Raw genomic sequence first — 22,881 nt, forward strand, 5'->3', positions numbered from 1 at the left:
TCCTTATTGATACCGGTACCCGAAAGCGGATTCAAAGCGCCGGGCAATCTCGTCGACGGGCAGGCCGTGATTCTGCGGGCCTTGGCAAGCGATCTTGAGTGAGCCCATGAGGCTGGCGAGGCGGCCGGTGGTGTCCCAGTCCAGACCGTTCTCGATGCCATAGAGCAGGCCGCCGCGGAACGCGTCGCCGCAACCGGTCGGGTCGACCACACGTTCGGCCGGCACGACCGGAATTGTGTACTGCTTGCCGCCGGCGTAAATCTCCGCCCCTTCTTCCCCGCACGTGACGATGTAAGCCTCGACGCGCTGCGCAAGTTCTGCCGCACTGTAGCCCGTGCGTGACAGCATGACCTGCGCTTCGTAGTCATTGACCACCACGTAGCTGGCGAGTTCAACGAAGTGGCGGAGGTCGGCGCCGTCAAACAGCGGCATTGCCTGGCCCAAATCGAAGATGAAAGGCACGCCGGATTCGGCAAATTGCGTCGCGTGGTGCAGCATGCCTTCGCGGCTGTCGGGGCCAACGAGGCCGAGCCTGGCCGGCAGCGCATTCTTGACCGAATTGATGCTCGAATGGCTCATCGCGCCGGGGTGGAACGCGGTGATCTGGTTGTTGTCGAGATCGGTCGTGATCATCGCTTGCGCGGTGAACGTGTCCAGCACCTCCGTGATATGCGCCGTCGAGATGCCGAGCTTCTTCAGGTAGTCCAGGTAGGGGCCTGCGTCCTGGCCGACCGTGCCCATGATGATGGGCTCGCCGCCGAGCATCTTCAGCGTATAGGCGATGTTGCCTGCGCAGCCACCGAACTCCCGGCGCATGGTCGGCACCAGAAAGGAGACGTTCAGGATGTGGATCTTGTCGGGCAGGATGTGTTCGCGGAAGTGTCCGTCGAACGTCATGATGGTGTCGTAGGCAACCGAGCCGCAGATCACGCTGGCCATATTGAAGCACTCCAGATATGACACGGCCGCCCAGTGGACGGCCGTGTGATGAACGAGAGACCGGAAGCCGGTCTCGATGCACTCAGTTCAGCTTACTTCAGCGCAGCCAGGGCAGCGTCGTAGTTCGGCTCGTCCTTGATCTCGGGCACGAGTTGCGAATACAGGACGTTGTCGTTGGCGTCGAGCACAACCACGGCACGCGCGGTCACGCCAGCCAGCGGGCCCGACGTGATGTCGACGCCGTAGGCTTGCTTGAAACCCTTGTCGCGGAAGGTCGACAGCGGCTTCACATTCGCGATGCCTTCGGTGGTGCAGAAGCGGCCGGCCGCGAACGGCAGGTCAGCAGAGATGGAGAGCACGACGGTGTTGTCCAGCTTGGCGGCGGCTTCGTTGAACTTGCGCGTGGAGGTGGCGCACACCGGGGTGTCCAGGCTCGGCACGATGTTCAGAACCTTGCGCTTGCCGGCAAAGTCAGCGAGCGAGACGTCCTTCAGGTCTGCGCCGACCAGCGTGAATGCCGGGGCCTTCGAGCCTGCGGTCGGGAATTGGCCGCCGACTTCGATCGGGTTGCCGCCAAGGGTCACGTTTGCCATGGTGTTACTCCTTCCTTTGATGCGTGTTGGGGAAAAGCCGCTAACAAGACCGTGCTTGCATCTGCGTCGCCGCGCCAGGCCGGCAAGATCTTGTTAGCGGTCTAAGCCAGGGTGAAAACTCAGGGGTAAAAAATCAGGACCCGGTAGTTGGCCGTCGGGCGCTGGGACTGGAATCGTACCCGAATCGGTAGTTCGGCGCGGGCGGGCAGCCCTGACTTGCTGTATGCACTGTCGCTCGGGTTGAGGTAGTCGCTCGGCAGCAGCGCACGGCGCGAGAGCAGTTGATCCTGCAGGTCGGTTGTTACCAGCTCGATGGCCGGCAGGGCGATGGGGCCGCCGGCGCGGTTGCGCAACGTAGCCGTCAGCACGTACTGGTCGGATGCATCGCCTTCTTGACGTTGCAGTTGCGACGATTCGATCTGCAACGCATCGAGATCACGCGGCGGCGCGATCGTGCAGCGCAGTGGCTGGCACAGGGCTTCCAACATCGGGCGTGTGGACGGCGCGCGGCGCGCGATCTCGGCGCGGGCGAGGAAGAGCATCTGCGCTACCGCCAACACCGTCAGCAAGCCGATCGCGATGCGAGCGAGGGCACGGCGTCCGGTCGTTTTGCGCGCCTGCTCGCGAGCCTGCGCGGCACGCAGAAAATCCAGCGTTGCGGCAGAGACACCATGATTCGGTCCACGCACCTTGCGCGGGGCGCCGGTCAGCGTGCGTTGCGGCGTCGGGCCGGTCGGCTCGGCTTGCGTGCGACGTGCGTGACCATGGCGGCGCGGCACCGGCGCAAAAAGCGTGTGCGGATCGGTTTCGTGGCGCATCCAGACCGAATCATGCTTCTCGGCCTCCGGCTTCGGGGATGTGGCGGCTGACGGCGCCGAAGCGGTCGCTGAGAGAGTCGCCGTGGGCGCGATGGCCGGCTCTACCGGCAGGTCTGCCGACGGCTGCTTGGGCACGGCGGCGGCGAATGCGTCTTCCTCGTCATCAAGGTCGCGGATGGGCGGCAGACCGTGGAACGGATCGGTGGGAGAGGCGGAGGCGGCAGGCGGTTCGGGTTGCGCTGCCTGCTGCGCGGGCTCGGCGGCAGGCTCGGCAGCGTGCTCGATCGGCGCCTCGTCCGGTAGCGGGCGCGTGTCCGGCGCGGTCGATCGTATGTCGGGCACGGGTGTTGCGCCTTCAACTTCCCCCAGATGCACTTCGGCAACGTCTTCTTCCGGAACGTCTTCTTCCCAGATCAGCGTCATGCCGAAGCCGTGGTCGTCCTCTGCAGCGGGAGGTGCTACGGACGCTTCGGGTTCAGGGGCGACGGGCGGCGCAAGTGGCGCTACGCGAGCGGCGGGTTCGGGCGATTGCGTAGGCTGCGGTGCTTCGGGGGCCGATGCCGGAGGCGTGGCTATGGCGCCCAATTCGATCAGATGATCGCGGCCATCGAAGACGTGATTGCAGCGGCCGCAACGGACGAGGCCGCCGCGCAGCCGAAGCTGATCGGCGACAACGCGGAATGCGGTCTGGCAGTTGGGGCAGCGGGCGGCCAAACGTGGCGCAGCTTGTGGCGCAGTTGCCATGCGGGACGAGGAGAAAAAAGCCGACCGCGCGAGTATTGCAGACAGCGGCGCCAGCGTCGACCTTTGCAGGCGACACTGGCGCGCAATACCTTGAAATTACGCGGGCTTCACACCGTGCAGGCAGACCCAGCCGTCACGTGCACGCCACACGGTGAGTGGAATGACCGAGGCATACGCGGCGGCCACTTCTTCGGCTTGGCGCTCAAGCACGCCTGACAGAATCAGCCGGCCGCCCGGGCGCACGCGCGCGCACAACATGGCAGCCATCAGCTTGAGCGGGTTCGACAGGATGTTGGCGACGACCAGATCGAACGTGCCTTCCGGTGCATCGTCGGGCAATGCGAAGGTGGCTTCGACGTGGTTGCGCTCGGCGTTGTAGCGCGAGGCTTCCACCGCGTTCGGATCGATGTCGACACCGACGGTTTCACCGGCGCCGAGCTTCTTGGCGACGATGGCCAGGATGCCCGAGCCGCAGCCGTAGTCGAGCGTGCGTTCGCCAGGCTGCACGTGCTGCTCCAGCCATTCCATGCATAGGCGCGTGGTCGGGTGGCTGCCTGTGCCGAACGCGAGGCCCGGGTCCAGTTCCAGCACCACGGCCTCGGGCTCCGGCGCGTCGTGCCAAGACGGCACGACCCAGATGTGCTCACCAATATGAATGGGCTCGAACTGCGACTGCGTGACGCGAACCCAGTCCTGTTCTTCGACTTCGCGCACGGTGTACGCAGGCAGCGGCGTCAGCTTGATCTCGTTGGCCGCGGCTGCCACCAGCAGTGCCGGGTCGGCATCGTCAGCGAGCAGCGCAACCACGCGCGAGCGGTTCCACGCCAGGCGTGTTGGCTCGTGGCCGGGCTCGCCAAAGAGCGGTTGCTCTTCGGGCGTGTCGGCATCGGCGTCTTCCACCGAGACCGACAGCGCGCCGAGATCAAACAGGGCTTCGGACAACGCTTCGGCGTCGTCACGCGCCACTTCAAGCACGCATTCGCGGTACGTCACTTGCCGCCACCCTTGGCCACTTCCTGTTGCGCCAGACGGTGCTCCAGGTAGTGAATGTCGGTGCCGCCTTCCACGAAGTTGGCGTCGAGCATCAGGTCGCGGTGCAGCGGCACGTTGGTCTGGATGCCTTCCACCACCATTTCCGACAGGGCGATACGCATGCGGGCGATGGCCTGCTCACGCGTGGCGCCGTACGTGATGACCTTGCCGATCATCGAGTCGTAGTTGGGCGGCACGAAGTAGCCGTTGTAAGCATGCGAGTCCACGCGGACGCCCGGGCCACCCGGCACGTGCCACGACGTGATGCGACCCGGCGACGGCGTGAACTTGAACGGATCTTCCGCGTTGATGCGGCACTCGATGGCGTGGCCCTTGAGCACGATGTCCTTCTGGCGGAAGCGCAGCTTTTCGCCGGCCGCCACGCGGATCTGCTCCTGCACGATGTCGACGCCCGTGATCATTTCTGTGACCGGATGTTCAACCTGCACGCGCGTGTTCATTTCGATGAAGTAGAACTCGCCGTTTTCGTACAGGAACTCGAACGTGCCGGCGCCACGGTAGCCGATCTTCTTGCAGGCCTCGGCGCAGCGGTCGCCGATGCGCTCGATCAGGCGGCGCGGAATGTGCGGTGCCGGCGCTTCTTCGATCACCTTCTGGTGGCGGCGCTGCATGGAGCAATCGCGCTCGCCCAACCAGACGGCGTTGCGGTGCTGGTCGGCCAGGATCTGGATCTCCACGTGGCGCGGATGCTCCAGGAACTTCTCCATATAGACTTCCGGATTGCCGAAAGCACGGCCGGCTTCTTCGCGCGTCATGTTGACGGCGTTGATGAGCGCAGCCTCGGTGTGGACCACGCGCATGCCACGGCCGCCGCCGCCGCCAGCCGCCTTGATGATCACCGGATAGCCGACCTTCTTGGCCGTTGCCAGAATTTCCTTCGGATCTTCCGACAGGGCGCCTTCCGAGCCCGGCACGCACGGCACGCCGGACTTGATCATCGCCTGCTTGGCCGACACCTTGTCGCCCATCAGGCGGATCGACTCGGGCGTCGGACCGATGAAGGTGAAGCCAGATTGCTCCACACGCTCGGCAAAGTCGGCGTTTTCCGACAGGAAGCCGTAGCCAGGGTGGATGGCCTGGGCGTCGGTGACTTCGGCGGCCGAGATGATGGCCGGCATGTTCAGGTACGACAGCGGCGACGGTGCCGGGCCGATACACACGGCTTCGTCGGCCAGCTTGACGTATTTGGCTTCCTTGTCCGCCTCGGAATAGACCACCACGGTCTTGATGCCGAGTTCGCGGCAGGCGCGCTGGATGCGAAGAGCGATCTCGCCGCGATTCGCGATCAGGATCTTATCGAACATCGTGTTCTCGCTACAAAAAGGAGAGGCGAGGGCGCTGTGGCTGGGCTGCGCTCAGGCAGCCCTTGTGCGCCGGCTCGCGCTCGGATGCGGCACGCTGTGCGCCGCACGATGAGGGTCAGATGCCGGAAGATCAGCCGATCACGAACAGCGGTTGGCCGTATTCCACAGCCTGGCCGTTCTCGATCAGGATTTCCTTGATGACGCCGGCCTTGTCCGCTTCGATCTCGTTGAGCAGCTTCATCGCTTCGATGATGCAGATGGTCTGGCCTTCCTTGACGGTGTCGCCCACCTTGACGAACTCGGCCGCGCCCGGCGACGGCGAGCGGTAGAACGTGCCGACCATCGGCGACGTCACAATGTGGCCAGCCGGCAGGGCCGGGGCAGCCGCCTCAGCGCCAACGGCGGCCGGAGCCGCTGCGGCAGGTGCGCCCATAGCCGGTGCAGCTTGCATCGGCATCGGCGCATATTGCATCGGCGCCACCACTTGAGGCGCCGACTTGACGATGCGGACCTTGCCTTCGCCTTCGGTCACTTCGAGTTCCGAAATGCCCGATTCGGCCACCAGGTCGATCAGCGTTTTCAGCTTGCGCAAATCCATGAGCGTTCTCCTGCAGCGTCGGCGGTCTGGGGCAGTGGCGCGCGAATGGCTCTTCAGTCGCGCATCGGTCAAAGGCGCTCCAGGCGCTGGCGTCGTTGCGTTGGTTAAGTGGTTGAAATAAAAGGAAGAAGACGGCTGATCAGCCGCCGTGTTGGTCGATTGCGAAGTCCAGCGCCGCCAGATAGCCGCGCCAGCCAAGTCCGCAAATCACGCCCACCGCCTGGTCCGCCAAATACGAATGGTGGCGGAAGGGCTCGCGACGATGCACGTTGGACAGATGCACTTCGATATACGGGATCACCACGCCGGCTAGCGCATCGCGCAGGGCCACGCTTGTGTGCGTGTAGGCCGCCGGATTGATGATGATGAATTCGACGCCTTCGCTCTTGGCAGCATGGATGCGGTCAACCAGCGCACCTTCATGGTTCGACTGGAAGTGCGCCAGCGTCACGCCGCGCGCCGAGGCGCGTTCGACCAAGGCGGCATTGATGTCGGACAGGGTAGTTGCACCATAGACTTCGGGCTCGCGCGTCCCCAACAAATTGAGGTTCGGGCCGTGCAGTACGAGCACGTTGCGAAGCGCTTTGGCGATGGGTTTATCAGCCACGGTTTGACCGGTTGAGCGAAGTTGGGCGCAATTTACAGCAACTTAGAATGCTTTGTCTAGTTTTTGCTGAAAAACTCTCAACAAATCGGTGTTTTCACCGATCTTGAGCGTGCCCTCGACGCTTTTCCCGGAGAAGAAGGGGAGTTGCGTGCACATGAACGTCATATGACGTTTTTACATATTCACGTGCGGTGCAGGGCCTCACGTAGTTCGTCGGCATGCACGCGGCCCATCTTTCGGAACGTGATTTCGCCTTGTGCGTTGAGAATCACAGTAAACGGAAGGCCACCGACTTCGTTGCCGAACTGACGGCCCAGCTCTGTCCCGCCAAAGCCTGCCACGGCGATGGGATATGTGACGTGCACCTTGCTTAAGAACGTCTGGATATTGGATGCCGAGTCAATGCCGATACCGATAAACTTTGCCTTGGCCTTCTGCTCCTGCGCCAGCGCGGACAGCTCTGGCATTTCTTCCACGCAAGGACCGCACCATGGTGCCCAGAAATTGATCACCACCGGCTGGCCACGAAAAGCTGCCAGATCCAGGGGAGCGCCATTGGCGTCTGGGAGCTTGCTGCCGTAGAACGCAGCGACGGCATTGTCAGCCGGCGTTTTGGGCTCGGTGGCGCGATGTCCAAAATAGATGCCCGCCGCCGCGGCAATCAGGCCGGCGATCAATAGGGCAATCAGAGTGGTACGGCGGGACATGGTTTTGCGAAGGTCTCTATATATACAGAGGCGGAGCGTGCGGGATTGTACTCCTGTCGGCTGATTACCCCTGCGACAGTAGGGCTCGCACGGCCGCCGCGTCGCCGCGTTGGGCCTTGCCGGTGGCGTCTGCGCGCCGCGCACCGCGCACATCGTTCATGTCATATAGGGCGATATGGACGCCCACGGGTGTGCCTGTTTCGGCCCGTAGCTCGCGCGCAAGCTCACGAGATTCAGCCCCCGCGGGCCATTGGCCGCGCCACAGGAAGCTAAGCGTTTCCACTTCATCTCGACCGGCGAAGTGAGCGCTCTCTGTTGTGTCGAAATCCACGTCGGCGTTGAGCAGGAAGATCGCCACGTCCTTCGGGCTGTCGCAGAAGACCTGCAGGTGGATGTCGGAGTGCTCGCTGGCCGTGCCGTTGAAGACCGCGCCCGCCAAGTACGGGTGATGGACCGCCAGCCCCTCCATGAGCAGCAGCGCGATGCGACGCAGCAACGCCAGCACGCGCGGCTGGGACTCGGCCTGGAACAGCGCTTGGTATTCGCGGACTTCCGTTTCGACCTGTTCGTTGTCCGGCAGCCATTCGCCGGGGGCGCGGGATTCCGTGCCAAGCACCTGGCGCGCGGCCTTGCGCTTGGCAGTGGCGTAGTCAGCGCCGTCTTCCGCGATCATGCGGGCGGCGGTGACGGCAATTTCCTCCCGCACGCGGGCGGGGTCGAGGGTGGGGCGTTTAGACATGGCTCTATTTTACTGAAGCGCAGGGGCCGGTCTGAAGCCGCAGGTACAATGCGGCGCAACGAAGTTGAGATGGCTCCCATGCATATCCACATCCTTGGAATCTGCGGCACCTTCATGGGCGGCATTGCCCTGATTGCCCGCCAGGCCGGTCACCGCGTCACTGGCTGCGACGCCAACGTCTACCCGCCGATGAGCACCCAGCTCGAGGCGCAAGGTATCGAGCTGATTGAGGGCTTTGACCCCGAACAGCTCTCCATTGGTGCCGATCTGTACGTGATCGGCAACGTGATCTCCCGCGGCAATCCGCTGATGGAAGCCATCCTGGATCGCAATCTGCCTTACATTTCTGGCCCGCAATGGCTGGGTGACAACGTACTGCGTCAGAAATGGGTGCTTGCCGTGGCAGGCACGCATGGCAAGACGACCACCACGTCGATGCTTGCGTGGATTCTGCAGGATGCAGGCTACAACCCGGGGTTCCTGGTGGGCGGTGTGCCGCGCAACTTCGGGCTGTCGGCGCGGCTGACGGAATCCGACTTCTTCGTGATCGAGGCCGACGAGTACGACACGGCCTTCTTCGACAAGCGCAGCAAGTTCGTCCATTACCGCCCCCGTACGGCCATATTGAATAATCTGGAATTCGATCACGCCGACATCTTTCCTGATCTTGCCGCAATCGAAACCCAATTTCACCACTTGGTGCGCACGGTTCCCGGTCAGGGTCGCCTCCTCGTCAACGGCCGCGAAGATAGTCTGAAGCGTGTACTTGAGCGCGGATGCTGGTCGGAAGTCGAGCAATTTGGCGCAGAAGACGGCCTCGGCTGGGAAATCGCGAACCTGAGTGAGGACGACAGCTTCGAGGTGGTTTTCACCAGCCAACCGCAGGGCCGGGTCCGGTGGGACCTTCAGGGCGACCACAATCGCATGAACGCGCTGGCGGCCATTGCAGCCGCGCGCCACGTGGGCGTGCCGCCGGCTCAAGCCATTGAAAGCCTGGCCCGTTTCGAAAATGTGAAACGACGCATGGAAGTGCGCGGCACCGTCAATGACGTAACCGTCTACGACGACTTTGCCCATCATCCGACTGCCATTCGTACGACGATCGAGGGTCTGCGCCGTCGCGTGGGGAAGGGCCGCATCCTTGCGGTGTTAGAGCCACGTTCAAACACCATGAAGTTGGGTGTGATGAAACAGGCGCTTCCGGACAGCTTGTCTGGAGCAGACCAAGTCTTCGCTTACGGAGTTGCCGATGGTCGCGACGCAATCGGCTGGGATCTGGCTGGCGCGCTGGCACCGCTGGGGCAGCGCGCGAAGGCATTCTCTGATCTGACCGCCCTGGTCGCAGACGTCACGGCCGCCGCTCGCCCCGGGGACCATGTCCTGGTTATGAGCAACGGCGGATTTGGCGGCGTCCATCAGAAGCTGCTGAACGCCTTGGCTGAACGCGTCGGCGCCTCCAGCTGATCTGTATATGTCGGCATCCATCGTCTATCTGCACGGATTCCGTTCCTCGCCGCGCTCGTTCAAAGCGCAGTTGTTAGGCCGGCGGATGGCCTCTGTGGGGCTGGCAGACAAGTACGTTTGCCCGACGCTGCCCGTGTCACCACGCGAGGCGATGGTCGAAACAGAGGCGCTCCTCGCTGAGTTGGGTATGCGTGACGGCATCAAACCTGTGCTCATCGGCTCTTCTCTGGGAGGCTTTTACGCTACTTGGCTGGCTGAGCGGCACGGGCTCCGCGCGGCTATGCTCAATCCTGCTACGCGCCCAGAGCGCGATCTCGCCAAATACGTTGGCGAGCAGCCCTTGTGGCATGGTGGCGGCACGATTCGCGTCGAGCCGTATCACCTTGATGAGCTGCGCGCGCTCGTCGTGCCCGCCATCACGCAACCCGAGCGCTACTACCTGCTCGCAGCCACCGGCGACGAGGTGCTCGATTACCGCGAAATGCTCAGCCACTTTCCAGGCGCCGTCACGCGCGTCCTTGACGGGAGTGACCACGGCATCAGCGATTTCGCTCAATGCATGGACGAAGTGCTGGTCTTTTGTGGCGTTCCTGCCGAGCTATTAGCCGCGCATCCGTTTAGCGCCGCATGACCGATTTCCCGTCTTACCCGCGCAGCCTCTGGCGCAGCGCGTTGCCTCCGGCTGTCGTCTACGACCGGCATTGGGCGCGCTGGGCCGTGGGTGTCGATTCGCTGACCGCCCGGCTTCGTGCGGCATCGTCGCGCTTCGGCGTTCAATTACTGGGCCAGCGCCGTGCGATGCCCTTGCGCGACGAGTGGCGTTCCCTCGGCATGGCAGGCCCTGCCGACACATTGGTCCGCGAGGTTTTGCTGATCTGCGACGACATCCCGGTGGTCTATGCCCACACCATCGTCCATCCGCGCAGCGTGGCGCTTGACTGGCCGTTCCTGAAGGCACTGGGGACGCAGCCGCTGGGGCACTCGCTGTTTGCCGATCCCCGTGTCGAGCGCGGGGATTTCGAATTCGCCTTGCTGGACGCGCGTCACCCGCTGGTGCGCCGGGCGCAGGGGGCGCTCGGCGACGCGCCTGTTGCCGGGACCGCCCGGTTGCCGGCCCGCCGATCGGTGTTCCGGCGTGGCGCGAGTGCGATGCTGGTGACGGAGGTTTTCCTACCCGCGCTGGCCAACTTCCACCCGCCGCGGTAGGCGTATTTCGGGGGCCGTGCGTTCAGCCAGTGCGGTATCATCGCCCCCAACTTTTTATCGCCGCGTATTACGTTGTAACGTCAGGGTGCGCGGCCATTCCACCTCATTCAAAGCGGTGCCCGGTTGTGCGAGTGCCGCAATCCATACAAATCCATGCAGTTGCTGTTTGAAGAAGGCGGCGAGATCCGCGCGGGCACCGTCTTGTCCCAACAGGGCGAGGCCTACCAGGTCGAGTTGCCGAGCGCCAAGCGCACCAAGGTCAAGTCGCGCGACGTGTTGCTGCAATTCGCGCAGCCGTCCGCCGGCGAGTTGTCGCAGGCCGCTCAGGCGCTGTCGGCAGAGATCGACCTGGATTTCCTCTGGGAATGCGCTTCGGCCGAAGAATTCGGCTTTACCGATCTGGCCGGTGAATATTTCGGCGCTGGCGCCAATGCCACGCAGCAAGCCGCGCTGGCGATCGCGCTGCATGGCTCGCCGATCTACTTCCGCCGCAAGGGCCGCGGCCGCTATCAGCGCGCACCAGAAGATCAACTGAAAGCCGCGCTCGCGGGCCTGGAGCGCAAGAAGCAGCAAGCTGCGCTGCAGGCTGAATATGAAGCCGAGCTGAAGGCGATGCGCTTGCCCGAGGCCTTCCGCGGCAAGACGCTGCAACTGCTGTTCAAGCCGGACAAGAACAGTCTCGAATACAAGGCGCTCGACGCGGCGTGCACGGCGCTGGGCCTGTCGCCGATGCGCCTGATGGTGGCGGTGGGCGGCATCGCCAACGCCCGCGCGCTGCACGAGGCGCGCTTTCTGTCGGAGTGCTTCCCGAAGGGCACAGGCTTCCCCGATGTGACCGTGCCGGAACCGGCGATGGAACTGCCGGCCGCCGATGTGCGCGCCTTCTCGATCGACGACGTGACCACCACGGAAATCGACGACGCCATCTCGGTCACGCCTCTTGACGACGCCACCGTGCGCATCGGCATCCATATTGCCGCGCCGGGCTTCGGCATCCAGCGCGGCGAACCGCTAGACGTGATTGCACGCCAGCGTTTGTCGACCGTGTATTTCCCCGGCGACAAGATCACGATGCTGCCGGAGTCTGTGGTGGATCGTTACACGCTGCAGGAAGGGCGCGCGTGCCCGGCGCTGTCGCTGTATGCGACGGTCGACCGCGCCACGTGGACGGTCACCGCCAGCGAAACGCGCTGCGAATCCGTGACCGTGGCTGCCAACCTGCGTCACAACCTGCTCGACGACGTGATTACCGCCGACGCGCTGGCCGATGGCTCGGGCGACTACCCGTTCAAGGCCGAACTGGCCGTGCTGTGGCCGTTCGTCTGCGCGTTGTATGACGGTCGCCAGCAGGCCCGCATTGCCAGCGGTCTGAAGCCGGAGGGCGCGCAGAAGGGCGATTATTCGTTCTACATCGATGCGATTCCGGAAGCGGAAGGCGGCGCCGAGCGTGTGCGGATCGAACAGCGCAAACGCGGCTCACCGCTGGACAAGATCGTGGCCGAGCTGATGATCCTGGCCAACAGCACGTGGGGCCGCATGCTGGCCGACGCCGGGGTGCCCGGCATCTATCGCACGCAGAAGGCGTGGGGCATGCATCGCACGCGCATGCAGACGTATCCGGCGCCGCATGAAGGTCTGGGCGTGGCGCAGTACGCGTGGAGCACCTCGCCGCTGCGCCGCTACGTCGATCTGGTCAACCAATGGCAGATCGCAGCGGTGGCGCAGCACGGCGTGACGGCCAAGCTGATCGCGCCCTTCAAGCCGAAAGACGCCGACCTGCTGGCTGCCGTGGCCGACTTCGAAGCCACTTACGCTGCCTATGCCGACCATCAGTCGACCATGGAGCGCTACTGGTGCCTGCGCTGGCTCAAGCAGGAAAACCGCACGCGAATGCAGGCCGTGGTGCTCAAGGAAGGCGCCGTGCGCTTCGCCGACATTCCGCTGGTAACGAAGGTGCCCGAACTGGCGCAAACGCCACGCGGCACCCATGTCGTGCTCGATATTCTGGACACCGACGAGATCAGCTTGGAAGTGTCGTGCCGCGTGGTCGAAATCCTCACACCCGCAGCGGACGCACAAGCTGAAGCTGAAGCCGAAGCCATCGAAGAAGAACTGGCCGAGGCGGAGACTGAAGCCGATGTGCCGGCTGAACCACAACCGGCCGCTGATGGGGAAGAGGCACGTGCGGAAGCCGAGGCAGCTGTGGCGCAGCCGCCGCACGACGGCGAGAGCGGTGGAACGCCTGGCGCTGCCTAACTACAATCGCTGTCTGACCTTCATTCTTCGCGCATCGACCAGGAATCGCCCCATGGCCGCCCTTGCAAACCGTCCGGACTGGTCCGGCAGCAGCACGCTCACCAAGGCACTGGTGGTGTCGCTGGCCGTGCATGTTCTGCTGCTGTTCGTGCGTGTGGTGGCCCCCGAGGCGTTCGATATCAAGCGCGAAGATCCGGGCCTGGATGTGGTCCTGGTGAACGCCAAATCGTCGACGGCACCGTCCAAGGCGACGGCCGTGGCCCAGGTCAACCTGAACGGCGGTGGCGAATACGATCAACAACGCGCCACCACGCCGCTGCCCGCGGACACCAACGAGCAGACCGGCGACGCCATCAAGCTCACGCAGCGCCGCGTTGAATATCTTGAGCAAGAGCAGCGCCGCCTGCTCACGCAATCGACCGAGCGTGCACCGCTGGTCAATGATCGTCAGGTCAAGCCTGGCGAGCGTCCGCAGCCGTCGCCCACCAACGGCACCGACGACCGCACTACGCAAGACGAAATCGCGCGCCTGCAGGCGGAGATCGACCGCAACCTCGAGAACTACGCCAAGCGCCCGCGCCGCAATGTGCTGACAGCCGCCAGCGCGCGCCAAGTGGATTACGCCCGCTACTACGATGCTGTTCGCCGCAAGATCGAAGCGCGCGGCACCGCCAATTTTCCTAGCCAGAACGGCCGCCCGCTGTACGGCGAGCTGATCGTCGTGATCAGCATCAACCGCGAAGGCCAGCTCGGCTACAACCAGGACGGCTACAAGATCGAGGGCATCGAGATCGCCAAAAGCTCGGGCAACCCCGCGCTGGATCGTCAGGCCGTCGCCATCGTGCGTTCGTCTTCACCGTTCGGCGGCTTTCCGGCCGAGATGCGCAAGCGCGTCGACATCCAGGATGTCGTTGCTACGTTCAAGTTCACCCGAGCAGGCCTGGAAACCCACCTGCAGACCCGCTGATTTCGTCGTCCATGCCGTCGTCGTTTCAAGAGGCCATCCTCGCTGCTGCGAGCGCCCCGCCCACAGATCGTTATGGCGTGATCGGCAACCCGATCTCGCACAGCAAGTCGCCCACCATCCACGCTGCGTTTGCGCAGCAGACCGGGCAGCTCATCCGCTACGACCGCATCTACGCCGAACTGATCGCGTTTGACGAAACCGTGATGAACTTCGTGCGCGAAGGCGGGCGCGGGCTCAACGTCACCGTGCCGTTCAAGCTCGATGCGTATGCCATGTCGACGTCGCTGTCGCTGCGGGCGGAATCTGCCGGTGCGGTCAACACGCTCAAGTTCGATGGCGAAGAGATCTTTGGCGACAACACCGACGGCGTCGGGCTGATGCGCGACATCACCCACAACATCGGCAACTCGTTCGAAGGCGAACGCGTGCTGCTCCTGGGCGCGGGCGGTGCGGCGCGTGGCGTGCTGCTGCCGCTGCTGGAACACAAGCCCGCGCGCGTGTTCATTGCCAACCGCACGGCCGATCGCGCCAACAAGCTGGTCGATCGCTTCGAGGTTTCGGCCAAGCTGCACGAGGTCGAGCTCGTGGGCGGCGGCTATGACGAACTTGCTGCGGACGACGTTTTCGACGTCATCATCAACGCTACGGCGAGCAGCCTCCAGGCCGAAGTGCCGCCGATTCCGACCACGGTGTTTGGCCCCAACGCACTGGCCTACGACATGATGTACGGACCGCGGCCGACGGTGTTCATGGAGTTTGCCCGGCGCAACGGCGCCCGCGCATGGGACGGCTTGGGCATGCTGGTGGAGCAGGCGGCGGAATCGTTCTTCGTCTGGCGCAACGTGCGTCCGGACACCGCTCCGGTGCTGCTCGCCATGCGCGAGGGGCTGCAGGGCGAAGCCGCCGTCGCGGCGCGCGCGCCTCGCTGAACCTGGAGCGAAGCCCCGCGATGATGCGTTGGTTCGGCTACGTGATCGGCTGCTTCGTTGCGGGCGTGGTCGCGCTCAATCTGTACTTCTTTGCCGCCATCGCGAGTTGGCAGGTGTTCGATCCGTCGTCTACCAGTTTCATGCGCGCCGAGCGCATGCGCCTGTGCGGCGCCAACGTCTTTACCTGCAAGGTCGACCACCGCTGGGTCAATTACGACCAGATCTCACGCAACCTCAAGCGCGCGGTCATCGCCAGTGAAGACGCAGATTTTGTCTCGCACAGCGGCTGGGAAGTCGACGCCATGCTCGACGCGTGGGAGAAAAACAAGCGGCGCGGCCACGTGGTCGCGGGCGGCTCGACCATCACGCAGCAACTGGCCAAGAACCTGTTCCTCTCGGGCGAGCGCCACTACCTGCGCAAGGGTGAAGAACTCGTCATCACATGGATGCTTGAGTTCTGGCTCGACAAGGAACGGATCCTCGAGATCTATCTGAATTCGGTGGAATGGGGCGAAGGGGTATTCGGCGCCGAAGCGGCAGCGCAGCATTACTTCAAGCGCCCGGCCTCGCAGCTTACGGTGGGGCAGGCGGCGCGCTTGGCTGCGGCGCTGCCCGCGCCGAAGTGCTTCGACAAGAAGAGCTACTGCGCCAATGTGCACGTCAACTTCACGCGCAAGGCCACCGTGATCGCCAACCGCATGGGTTCGGCCACGCTGCCGGATTGATTTGGCGTAGGACTACTTCAGCCAGCCTTTGCGGCGGAAGTACACCAACGGAATCGCCGCCGACACCACCATCATCACGATCGCGTACGGGTAGCCTTCTGCCCAATCCAGCTCCGGCATCACCTTGAAGTTCATGCCGTAGATCGAGGCGATCAGCGTGGGCGGCATCAGCGCGACCGACACCACCGAGAACAGCTTGATGATCTTGTTCTGGTTGATGTTGATGAAGCCGACCGTGGCGTCCATCAGGAAGTTGACCTTGTCCGACAGGAACGCCGTGTGATTCTCGATGGAATCGATGTCACGCAGCACTTGGCGCGCTTCGTCCTGCTGGTCAGCTGAGAGCAACTGGCTGCGCAGCAGGAACGACACAGCGCGGCGCGTATCCATCACGTTGCGGCGGATCCGGCCATTCAAGTCTTCCACGCGGGCGATGATCTCCAGCACGTCGGCAGCGGCAGCGTCGGTCACCTCATCGGCCAGCACGCGTTTGCTGGCATCTTCCAGACGTTCGTAGACTTCTTCGATGGAGTCGGCCGAGTATTCCGCGTCGGTGGCGTACAGATCCATCAGCACATCTTTGGCGTTACGCACCGAGCCCGGGCGAAGCCGCGCACGCATGCGCACCAGCCGGAATGCGGGCAAATCCTCGTCGTGGATGGAGAAGAGCACATCCTTGGTCAGCACGAAGGCCACGCGCACGTTACGGGAGGTGGTTTCTTCGTCGAGCAAGAAATCGGTGCGGATGTGGATGTGGCCGTCTTCGCCTTCAAAGTAGCGGGCCGAGGCTTCCAGGTCCCCTAATTGCTCCAGTTCGGGCAGGACCACGCCATGGGCTTCCTTGATCCACGCCAGCTCTTCGTCGTCGGGGTCGATCACGTCGATCCAGATCGGCTTGTGCTGCAGCAATTCGCTGCGTTCTTCGACCTGTTCCTGCGCGAGACGGCCTTTTTGCACGACGAACAGGTTGATCATGGGGCGTTTCCTTGAAGCAGGCGTTGAACGGGCGGCGAAAAATCGCGCCGAGTGTAGCGTAAAGAGGCGGCAGGTTCAGCCACAAACGATGGCTTGGCGCGCACGCGTGGGGTTGATGCCACGTCCGGAAGATGCCGCCACCGGGGCGCCCGACGGGTAAAATGCAGACAAGTCATGCGGCCGGCCGGCCGCTCTCACATTTCCGACACCATGCGATTTACCGAACAACTGGCTGCCGCCTGGCAACGCAACAACTCCCTGCTGTGCGTCGGGCTCGATCCTGACCCGTCGCGCTTGCCGGCGTCGATGACGGGCACGGGCGGAGCGATCTTCTCGTTCTGCCGCGCCATTGTGGATGCGACCGCCGATTTGGTCTGCGCATTCAAGCCGCAGATCGCCTACTTCGCCTCGCAGCGCGCAGAAGACCAGCTCGAGCAGCTCATCAACTACATCCACGAGGCATATCCGGGCATCCCCGTCATTCTTGATGCCAAGCGCGGCGATATCGGCTCGACCGCCGAGCACTACGCCAAGGAAGCCTTCGAGCGCTATCAGGCCGACGCCATCACCGTCAGCCCATATATGGGTTTTGATTCGATGCAGCCGTATCTCGCGCATGCCGACAAGGGCGTGATCGTGCTGTGCCGCACGTCCAACGCCGGCGGCAGCGATGTGCAGTTTCTGGAAACCGACGGCCGCCCCGTCTACCAAGTCGTGGCAGAACGCGCGCGTGACGTGTGGAATACCAGTGGCCAGATGGGCCTGGTGGTGGGCGCGACCTTCCCCGAAGAGATTGCCAAGGTGCGAGAAATTGTCGGCGACATGCCGCTGCTGATTCCGGGCGTGGGCGCCCAGGGCGGCGACATCGAAGCCACGGTGCGCGCTGGCCGCACGGCCGACGGCACCGGCATGATGATCAACTCGTCACGGGCCATTCTCTACGCCAGCACCGACAGCGATTTCGCCGATGCCGCCCGCCGCGTGGCGCTTGCCACTCGGGACCAGATCAACCAGTTCCGCAACTGATCCGCCTTATCGGTCCGGTTGCGGTGAGAGCGAGGACGCCATGACCACGCATCCGCACCGCCCCGTTGCCGGCACGCACCGGGAAGAGACCGGCAAGGATCCGGACCGCAAGCTCGAGAAAGAGCGCGACGACACCCACGAGCACGAGACGACGCGCCGCGATCATGATCGCGACCGTCGCCACGAGCACGACCACGAGCACCAACCGGAACATGATCACGGAGATCGTCGCCGGCCGGATCATCCTAGCGAAATCTAGATCAGGACTCCGCTGAATCGAGGAAGTCGAGCAGGCCGCGCAGCGCATGCTCCGCCGCCTGCAGACGAGCCTGTTTGCGGTCGCCCTTGAAGTGGCGCGTTTCCACGCGCGTCTGCAGGCGATTGCTCCACCCGAAGCACACCATGCCGACAGGCTTGTCGGGCGTGCCGCCGGTTGGGCCCGCCACACCGGTAATGGCGACGGCCACCTGCGCGCGGCTGTTAAGCACTGCGCCCTCGGCCATGGCATGCGCCACGGGCTCGCTCACGGCGCCATGTTCGCGGATCAGCGTCGCCGGAACGCCCAACATCTGCGATTTCGCTTCATTGGAATAGACGACGAAGCCGCGCTCAAACCACGCGGACGAGCCTGATACATCGGTGACGGCGGCAGACACCAGCCCGCCTGTGCACGACTCGGCGGACGCCATCATCAGGCTGCGCTTGTTCAACGTGTCAGCCACCAGTTCGGCCAGTTGGGCCAGGGCGCGGGATTCAGCCATTGCAATACCTAGACGTCAAAACGAGCGCCACAGCGCAAACACGAGCAGCGTGTAGAACGCCGCGAGAATGTCATCGACCATCACGCCATAGCCGCCGCGCACGCCAAAACCCTTGAGCGAGCGGTCGTAATAACGGATGGGAGCTGGCTTCACCATGTCGAAGAAACGGAACCACACGAACGCGGCGAACTGCCCGCCCAGCGTGGTTGGCGTGACGAAAGCCAGCACGAGCCAGAACGCGACCATCTCGTCCCACACCATGGCGCCATGATCGGCCACGCCCAGATCACGCGCCGTGCGGGCGCATGCCCAGATGCCGATCACGAAGCCAACCGCCGCGATCAGCAGCCAAGTCGGCCCCGAAATCCACCGTGCAAACACCACGTAGATCAGCCACGCGTACAGCGTACCGACCGTGCCCGGCAGGATGGGCGACAGGCCCGAACCGAAGCCGAGCGCGAGGATGCGTGCCGGATGTCCGAACATGAAGCGCGCTGTCGGGCGCCGCACCTGCACGGTCTGGCCTGCCTCGAGGACGACGCGTTCAGGCTGGCCCGGCGGATTGGAGGGCGGGAAGGGAGCGGGAGACATCATGAGGCGGAAGAGAAATGGTCGAAACTGCCGTGCGTGAAGAGGACGGGCGCGCCGTGGGCATCGACGAGCCGCAAGCCCGTTTCAGCATCGATGCGGCCGATACGTGTGACGGCCACGCCCGCACGCTGGCCCGCAACGACCACGGCGTCGCGTGCATCGGCAGGGGCGGTGAAGCAAAGTTCATAGTCGTCGCCGCCGGCCAGCGTGCACTGCAACTGCAGCGCCGGAGGCTGCGCTGCGAGCGTCGCCGAGCGCGGTACATCGTCGACCGTGATCGTCGCCCCGACGCGGGATTGCGCGAGGATGTGGCCTAGATCGCCCAACAAGCCGTCTGATATGTCGAGCGCTGCCCGGGCGACACCGCGCAATGCCAGGCCGAGTGCGACGCGCGGCGTGGGCATGTCCATGCGCGGCTGCACTTGGCCGAGTGCGTCGGGCGTAAGCGCCCATTCGTTGCGCAGGGCGCCGAGGGCCAGCCGCGCGTCGCCTACGGTGCCCGAGACCCAGAGGTCATCGCCGGGCCGGGCAGCGTCGCGGCGTAGTGCCGCAGCGGTGGGGACGTCGCCGAAGACCGTCAGGCTCAGCGTGAGCGGCCCGCGCGTGGTGTCGCCGCCGATGAGTTCACAGTGAAAGGCATCCGCCAGGGCGAACAGGCCTTCGGAAAACGGTTTAAGCCAGGCAGGGTTGGCTTCAGGCAGCGCCACAGCCAGCGTAAAAGCGCGCGGCTCCGCACCCATGGCGGCCAGATCCGACAGGTTGACAGCCAACGCTTTATGTCCAAGTGCGCGCGGCTCCGCATGCGGAAAAAAGTGACGGCCGGCGACCAGCATATCGGTGGAAATCGCCAACTCGTGCCCGGGACGCGGCGCGAGGAGGGCGCAGTCGTCGCCCACGCCCAATGTTGCTTTTGGCGTTGGCCGCGTGAAATAGCGCCGGATTAGCTCAAATTCGGATAAATTTGCCGCGCGATCGGTGGAGTTGCGGGGATTTGCGGGCTTGGACACGGCAGCAGCGATGGAAGAGTATGGGGCAAGCCCGATGGTGCCGCGACAGGACGGTGGAATATTGTAGCGAATACGCATGTCACCCCCACCCAAAATCCCGTTGTGAGATCGCTTTTCACTATATAAAATGACGGGCCCAAGGAGGCGGACCGTATTCCCGTGGCGCTCGTGAGGGTATCCCGGTGGCCCGCTAGATGCGACGGCCGGCGCGCGCGCTGGCCACCCGATACGAGAGACCCATGACCACGGTGGATACCCAGCCTCAGCAGCCCGCCCGCACGGATGAAGAACTCAAGGCGCAGCAGCGCGCCGCCTTGCGCAAGGCCGCGCTGGAGTACCACGAGTTTCCGACCCCGGGCAAAATTTCCGTCACGCCGACCAAGCCGCTGTCGAACCAGCGCGACCTCGCCTTGGCATATTCGCCGGGTGTTGCCGCAGCCTGTGAGGAGATTGTCGAAGACGTCGCCAACTCGTTCCGCTACACCGCCCGCGGCAACCTCGTCGGCGTGGTGACCAACGGCACGGCCGTGCTCGGCCTGGGCGATATCGGCCCGGAAGCCTCGAAGCCGGTCATGGAAGGCAAGGCCGGCCTGTTCAAGAAATTTGCTGGCATCGATGTGTTTGACATCGAGATCAACGAAAAAGACCCCCAGAAGCTGGTCGATATCATCGCCTCGCTGGAGCCCACCTTCGGCGGCATCAACCTCGAAGACATCAAGGCCCCGGAGTGCTTCTTCGTCGAGCGCGAATTGCGCAAGCGCATGAAGATCCCCGTCTTCCACGATGACCAGCACGGCACCGCCATCGTGGTGGGCGCTGGCATTACAAACGCGCTGAAGGTCGTCGGCAAGGACATCAAGAAGGTCAAGCTCGTAGCCTCGGGCGCGGGCGCCGCAGCGCTGGCCTGTCTTGACCTGCTGGTTGACCTGGGCCTGCCGCGCGAAAACATCTGGGTGACGGACTTGGCGGGCGTGGTCTACGAAGGCCGCACCGAACTGATGGACCCGGACAAGGCGCACTTCGCACAGAAGACTGACCTGCGCACGTTGGCCGAAGTCATCGATGGCGCCGACATTTTCCTGGGCCTGTCCGCCGCTGGCGTGCTCAAGCAGGACATGGTCAAGAAGATGGCGGATAAGCCGATCATCTTCGCGCTGGCCAACCCGAACCCGGAAATCCTGCCGGAGCTGGCCAAGGAAGTGCGCCCCGACGTCATCATGGGCACCGGCCGCACGGATTACCCGAACCAGGTCAACAACGTCCTGTGTTTCCCGTTCATCTTCCGCGGCGCGCTGGATGTGGGCGCGACCACCATCACGCGTGAGATGGAAGTTGCCGCCGTGCACGCCGTGGCTGAACTGGCCCGCCAGGAGCAAAGCGACATCGTTGCTTCCGCCTATGGCATCCAGGACCTGTCGTTCGGCCCCGAATACCTGATCCCGAAGCCGTTCGACCCGCGCCTGATCGTCAAGATCGCGCCGGCCGTAGCGCAGGCCGCCATGCTCTCGGGCGTGGCGCAGCGTCCGATCGAAGACATGGACGCCTACCGCCAGCACCTGCAGCAGTTCGTCTACCACTCCGGCACCCTGATGAAGCCGATCTTCTCGGCTGCCCGCAAGGTGCCAATGGAGAACAAACGCATCGTCTTTGCCGAGGGCGAAGAAGAGCGCGTGCTGCGCGCCGTGCAGATCGTCGTGGACGAAAAGCTCGCCAGCCCGATCCTGATCGGCCGCCCGAACGTGATCGCCCACCGCATCGAGCGCTTCGGCCTGCGCCTGCGCGAAGGTGTGGACTTCGCCGTGGTCAACCCCGAGCATGACGAACGCTTCCGCGATTACTGGGAGACGTACTACAAGCTGATGGCGCGCAAGGGCGTGACGCCGCAATACGCCAAGCTGGAGATGCGTCGCCGCAACACGCTGATCGGCGCGCTCATGATCCACAAGGGCGAAGCGGACGGCATGATCTGCGGCACCATCAGCAATACGGCTGCGCATCTGCGCTACATCGACCAGATTCTGGGCGGCACGAACTGTGTGTACGCGGCCATGAACGGTCTGGTTCTGCCGGGTCGCCAAGTCTTCCTCACGGACACGCACGTCAACGTTGACCCGACTGCAGAGCAGTTGGCCGAGATCACCATCATGGCCGCCGAGGAGCTGTGCCGCTTCGGCATCAAGCCGAAGGTTGCCTTGATGTCGCATTCGAACTTCGGCTCGTCGGAGGCACCTTCGGCCGTCAAGATGCGCGAAACGCTGGCGATCTTGCGCGAACGCGCCCCGAACCTGGAAGTGGACGGGGAAATGCACGGCGATGCCGCGCTTGACGAGAAGCTGCGCGCATCGCTGGTGCCGGACTCGACCCTGAAGGGCGAGGCGAACCTGTTGGTCATGCCGAACATCGACGCCGCGAACATCGCTTACAACCTCCTGAAAGCGGCTGCCGGCAACAACATCGCCATCGGCCCGATCCTGCTGGGCGCGAAGAAGCCGGTGCACATCCTGACGCCATCGGCTACGGTGCGACGCATTCTCAACATGACGGCGTTGACCGTTGTGGATGCTGCCGCACAAGCGCAACGCTGATCGTCACTGCACCAAAAAAGGGAGCGCACGATGCTGCGCTCCCTTTTTTTGTCCGCTAAGTTTGCGTGCGCTTACATTTATGCAAACTTAATGTCTGTATGGAAAAACCCTTCAGACTTTTACCGTCGGTTGATTGTTGTCATCGATGAGCGTACCCTTACGGGCTGAAGGGGTGCTTCTGAGCACATGAGGTCCGAACCGGGCCGACGGCGTCGAAAAAAGAGGTTTTCCGTAGATACGTCTGACTGGTTCACCTTATTCGGTGCGCGCAATGAGTGGTTTTTGCA

General features: G+C 63.7%; 23 protein-coding genes. 10 read left to right on the forward strand and 13 right to left on the reverse strand.

All coding sequences use genetic code 11. The features are described from left to right. Positions 1-3 precede the first annotated feature (3 nt). From BM136_RS13910 to BM136_RS13950, 9 genes are all read right to left on the reverse strand, one after another. Positions 4-939, reverse strand: a complete 936-nt coding sequence (locus tag BM136_RS13910; RefSeq protein WP_092972401.1) for a carbohydrate kinase family protein — start codon at positions 937-939, stop codon at positions 4-6. A gap of 92 nt (positions 940-1,031) precedes the next feature. Continuing rightward, positions 1,032-1,532 (reverse strand): thiol peroxidase, encoded by a 501-nt coding sequence (gene tpx / locus BM136_RS13915; RefSeq protein WP_024979133.1) that lies wholly within the window; start codon positions 1,530-1,532, stop codon positions 1,032-1,034. Between the two features lie 119 nt (positions 1,533-1,651). Next, a complete protein-coding gene (locus BM136_RS13920) occupies positions 1,652-3,094 on the reverse strand; it encodes a DUF3426 domain-containing protein (protein WP_092972402.1) in 1,443 nt (480 codons plus the stop codon). A 96-nt stretch (positions 3,095-3,190) separates the two neighbouring features. Next, on the reverse strand, positions 3,191-4,087 hold the full coding sequence (gene prmA / locus BM136_RS13925) for a 50S ribosomal protein L11 methyltransferase (protein ID WP_092972403.1): 897 nt from the start codon (positions 4,085-4,087) through the stop codon (positions 3,191-3,193). Beyond that, complete coding sequence (gene accC, locus BM136_RS13930; RefSeq protein ID WP_045204807.1) at positions 4,084-5,451, reverse strand: acetyl-CoA carboxylase biotin carboxylase subunit; 1,368 nt, start codon at positions 5,449-5,451, stop codon at positions 4,084-4,086. The genes prmA and accC overlap by 4 nt, the downstream gene beginning before the upstream one ends. Before the next feature lie 130 nt (positions 5,452-5,581). Further along, positions 5,582-6,049 carry an acetyl-CoA carboxylase biotin carboxyl carrier protein gene (gene accB, locus BM136_RS13935; RefSeq protein ID WP_065859727.1) on the reverse strand — a complete coding sequence of 156 codons (468 nt, stop codon included), beginning with the start codon at positions 6,047-6,049 and terminating at the stop codon, positions 5,582-5,584. A gap of 139 nt (positions 6,050-6,188) precedes the next feature. Further along, a complete protein-coding gene (gene aroQ / locus BM136_RS13940) occupies positions 6,189-6,656 on the reverse strand; it encodes a type II 3-dehydroquinate dehydratase (RefSeq protein WP_092972404.1) in 468 nt (155 codons plus the stop codon). A gap of 182 nt (positions 6,657-6,838) precedes the next feature. After that, positions 6,839-7,363, reverse strand: a complete 525-nt coding sequence (locus BM136_RS13945) for a TlpA family protein disulfide reductase (RefSeq protein WP_092972405.1) — start codon at positions 7,361-7,363, stop codon at positions 6,839-6,841. A 64-nt stretch (positions 7,364-7,427) separates the two neighbouring features. Continuing rightward, positions 7,428-8,102 (reverse strand): UDP-N-acetylmuramate--alanine ligase, encoded by a 675-nt coding sequence (locus BM136_RS13950; RefSeq protein WP_092972406.1) that lies wholly within the window; start codon positions 8,100-8,102, stop codon positions 7,428-7,430. Positions 8,103-8,180: 78 nt separating this feature from the next. Between BM136_RS13950 and mpl the strand changes: the two genes are divergently transcribed. From mpl to mtgA, 7 genes are all read left to right on the forward strand, one after another. Continuing rightward, the gene (mpl, locus tag BM136_RS13955) at positions 8,181-9,566 is read left to right on the forward strand and encodes a UDP-N-acetylmuramate:L-alanyl-gamma-D-glutamyl-meso-diaminopimelate ligase (RefSeq protein WP_092972407.1); all 1,386 of its coding nucleotides are present in this window, start codon (positions 8,181-8,183) and stop codon (positions 9,564-9,566) included. A gap of 7 nt (positions 9,567-9,573) precedes the next feature. Continuing rightward, complete coding sequence (locus tag BM136_RS13960; protein ID WP_092972408.1) at positions 9,574-10,197, forward strand: YqiA/YcfP family alpha/beta fold hydrolase; 624 nt, start codon at positions 9,574-9,576, stop codon at positions 10,195-10,197. Further along, positions 10,194-10,772, forward strand: a complete 579-nt coding sequence (locus tag BM136_RS13965) for a chorismate--pyruvate lyase family protein (protein WP_092972409.1) — start codon at positions 10,194-10,196, stop codon at positions 10,770-10,772. Before BM136_RS13960 ends, BM136_RS13965 begins: the two co-directional genes overlap by 4 nt. A 153-nt stretch (positions 10,773-10,925) precedes the next feature. Then, positions 10,926-13,028: a ribonuclease catalytic domain-containing protein gene (locus BM136_RS13970; RefSeq protein WP_092972410.1), complete on the forward strand. Its 2,103-nt coding sequence runs from the start codon at positions 10,926-10,928 to the stop codon at positions 13,026-13,028. A gap of 52 nt (positions 13,029-13,080) precedes the next feature. Next, positions 13,081-13,995 (forward strand): energy transducer TonB family protein, encoded by a 915-nt coding sequence (locus tag BM136_RS13975; protein ID WP_092972411.1) that lies wholly within the window; start codon positions 13,081-13,083, stop codon positions 13,993-13,995. Positions 13,996-14,006: 11 nt separating this feature from the next. Further along, positions 14,007-14,924, forward strand: coding sequence for a shikimate dehydrogenase (gene aroE / locus BM136_RS13980; protein ID WP_092972412.1), 918 nt, complete (start codon positions 14,007-14,009; stop codon positions 14,922-14,924). Between the two features lie 20 nt (positions 14,925-14,944). Beyond that, the gene (mtgA, locus tag BM136_RS13985) at positions 14,945-15,649 is read left to right on the forward strand and encodes a monofunctional biosynthetic peptidoglycan transglycosylase (RefSeq protein ID WP_012436427.1); all 705 of its coding nucleotides are present in this window, start codon (positions 14,945-14,947) and stop codon (positions 15,647-15,649) included. Between the two features lie 12 nt (positions 15,650-15,661). On the opposite strand, the gene corA is transcribed toward mtgA, so the two are convergent. Further along, on the reverse strand, positions 15,662-16,624 hold the full coding sequence (gene corA, locus BM136_RS13990) for a magnesium/cobalt transporter CorA (RefSeq protein WP_092972413.1): 963 nt from the start codon (positions 16,622-16,624) through the stop codon (positions 15,662-15,664). 210 nt (positions 16,625-16,834) lie between these two features. Between corA and pyrF the strand changes: the two genes are divergently transcribed. Both pyrF and BM136_RS14000 read left to right on the forward strand, forming a co-directional pair. Then, the gene (pyrF, locus tag BM136_RS13995) at positions 16,835-17,650 is read left to right on the forward strand and encodes an orotidine-5'-phosphate decarboxylase (RefSeq protein WP_092972990.1); all 816 of its coding nucleotides are present in this window, start codon (positions 16,835-16,837) and stop codon (positions 17,648-17,650) included. Between the two features lie 40 nt (positions 17,651-17,690). Further along, positions 17,691-17,909, forward strand: coding sequence for a metal transporter (locus BM136_RS14000; RefSeq protein WP_082076083.1), 219 nt, complete (start codon positions 17,691-17,693; stop codon positions 17,907-17,909). Position 17,910: 1 nt separating this feature from the next. Here the strand turns inward: BM136_RS14000 and BM136_RS14005 are convergent, their stop codons facing one another. From BM136_RS14005 to thiL, 3 genes are read right to left on the reverse strand one after another with little or no spacing between them, the layout of a single operon-like run. Continuing rightward, positions 17,911-18,411 carry a CinA family protein gene (locus BM136_RS14005; protein ID WP_092972414.1) on the reverse strand — a complete coding sequence of 167 codons (501 nt, stop codon included), beginning with the start codon at positions 18,409-18,411 and terminating at the stop codon, positions 17,911-17,913. Between the two features lie 15 nt (positions 18,412-18,426). After that, positions 18,427-19,005, reverse strand: a complete 579-nt coding sequence (locus BM136_RS14010; RefSeq protein WP_092972415.1) for a phosphatidylglycerophosphatase A family protein — start codon at positions 19,003-19,005, stop codon at positions 18,427-18,429. After that, positions 19,002-20,087, reverse strand: a complete 1,086-nt coding sequence (gene thiL / locus BM136_RS14015) for a thiamine-phosphate kinase (protein WP_092972416.1) — start codon at positions 20,085-20,087, stop codon at positions 19,002-19,004. The genes BM136_RS14010 and thiL overlap by 4 nt, the downstream gene beginning before the upstream one ends. Positions 20,088-20,248: 161 nt before the next feature. Here thiL and BM136_RS14020 point away from each other — a divergent pair, with 161 nt between their 5' ends. Next, complete coding sequence (locus BM136_RS14020) at positions 20,249-22,594, forward strand: NADP-dependent malic enzyme (RefSeq protein ID WP_092972417.1); 2,346 nt, start codon at positions 20,249-20,251, stop codon at positions 22,592-22,594. Positions 22,595-22,881: the final 287 nt, after the last annotated feature.

Origin of the sequence: Ralstonia sp. NFACC01, assembly GCF_900115545.1 — a bacterium.
GTDB lineage: Bacteria > Pseudomonadota > Gammaproteobacteria > Burkholderiales > Burkholderiaceae > Ralstonia > Ralstonia mojiangensis.